The sequence below is a fragment of the Candidatus Eisenbacteria bacterium genome, assembly GCA_030017955.1.
Lineage (GTDB): Bacteria > Eisenbacteria > RBG-16-71-46 > JASEGR01 > JASEGR01 > JASEGR01.
This window is the reverse complement of the sequence record JASEGR010000206.1, coordinates 1-1,822: the sequence shown is the minus strand read 5'-3', so window position 1 is coordinate 1,822 and position 1,822 is coordinate 1. Positions and strand designations below refer to the sequence as shown.

Genomic DNA, 1,822 nt, shown 5'->3' with positions numbered 1-1,822 from the left:
GGCGGGGCATGCATCTCGATGTCGGCAGGCATTTCTTCTCCAAGGATTCCGTCAAGAGATACATCGATCTGCTTGCGACGTACAAGATGAATACATTCCACTGGCATTTGACAGAAGATCAGGGGTGGCGAATTGAGATCAAGAAGTATCCACGGCTTACAGAGCTTGTGTGAGAATTAACTTGCAGGTAGCCATGGGCTAGTCTCTGTTGAGACGATTGGCTGTCAGAACAGAGCATATGTTTCCTCGTTAGGTCATGCGAGTTTCCATGAGTGCGAAGTGACTTGGTCGGTCAACGTTTCCCACGTTGTACAATTGAACAACCTTCTCAGATTGTAAGTTGTTGCATACAAATTGATTTCGATGGTAACCTTGGGCACACCGCGAAGCAACAAAGGGAGTTTGCCACCCCAGAGTTTGATGGTACCGAAGGGATGTTCCACCAGACATTTGCGCAGGGCAATGACCGCTTTGCTGCTGGCTTGCTCCATGCGCTCACGGAACCGATCGCGCCAGTCTTGGTTGTGGTAGCGATGCACGATGCGTCCATGCCCGGATGTTGTACACTGTGCACGGAGGTCACAGTCAGCGCATTGGGTACCCTGATAGACATTGGCCAGGCTAGTGTTCCTGCGCTTGTTCTTCTGGTGGAGCACAAGTACTCTGCCGGCTGAGCAGGTATAGATGTCGGTGGAGGCGTCGTAGTGAAATCTCACAGGGGATGCGTGCCTGTCTTTGCCGGGAGGAGGCACATAACACGTGGCACCCGTTGTGGTCTCTATCTGCTGGAGACAATCGGGCGTGTAGTAGCCTTTGTCAGCAGTGATCTCGTTGGGCGTCATGCCGAGTTCCTTCTGTACCGCCTCGACCATGCGGGGAAGCGCTGCATGATCGTCTTGCTCAGTCAGAACTTCCGTTGCTGCGATCATGTGGTAGGCATCGTCTACCACTGATTGCACATTATAGGCGGGAACTTTGCCATCCCGACTTTTCATCAGGGACGCGTCAGGATCGCTGGGACTCAAGTAGGCTTTTTCAGAGTTTTCTAAGGTTGCTTTGTGTGCCGTCAGTTCTTCCACTTGTTTTTGTAAGGCAATGATTTTGTCGAGCAAATACCGATCCACGGCAACAGAACTATCGAGACAGTCCAGTTCCTCGGCTAAATCGTCCCGGATATCGTTCTCGGCGAGCTTGTTCAGATACTCCTCCAGTTGCTCGTCCAGACGGTGGAGACGCTTTTCGATCTTCTCGACGGTGAGCATCTCGCGCTTGGCGTTGGCCTTCATCTTCGTGCCATCGATGGCCACACGCTCTCCTTTGATGTACCCATGGGCGTGTAAGAATTGGCGAAATGCTTTCGTGACCGCTTTAATCTGGTCACCATGCACACGGCGGTAGTGAGCGATGACCCAATGATCGGGTGACAGTGTACCCAAGAGCCACAACAGTTCGATGTTACGCTTGGTCTCTGCTTCCAACTTGCGCGATGCTCGACAATTGATCAAATAGCCATAGAGGAACAACTTCAGCATGGTTTGTGGTGCGAACGCCGGACGACCGGGATCACTGTCATCACGTTCACTGGCAAACTCTTGATGGTTGGCAGCAACGATTTGTTCAACGACGGTGTCGATGATGCGCACGGGATGCTGCGGCGGCACGAGATCATCCAACGTGTTCATCAGAACAAACTGTGTTCGTTCCGCTGGTTGGAGATAGCGCATACGTACTCCTGAGCTAATTGATGTGTACCTAATATATACCGAAATCGCGCGCTGTCAAGAGGCAAGACCATCTTCTTGGAAAAAATATTGCCTTGACT

The 1,822-nt window shown here is 51.6% G+C and carries 1 protein-coding gene and 1 pseudogene; one reads left to right on the top strand and one right to left on the bottom strand.

Annotated features, from left to right (window positions below):
* Positions 1 to 167 (top strand): annotated as a pseudogene (locus QME66_13710) (family 20 glycosylhydrolase).
* An 87-nt stretch (positions 168 to 254) separates the two neighbouring features.
* Here QME66_13710 and QME66_13705 read toward each other — a convergent pair.
* Complete coding sequence (locus tag QME66_13705; GenBank protein ID MDI6810000.1) at positions 255 to 1,724, bottom strand: IS1182 family transposase; 1,470 nt, start codon at positions 1,722 to 1,724, stop codon at positions 255 to 257.
* Positions 1,725 to 1,822: the final 98 nt, after the last annotated feature.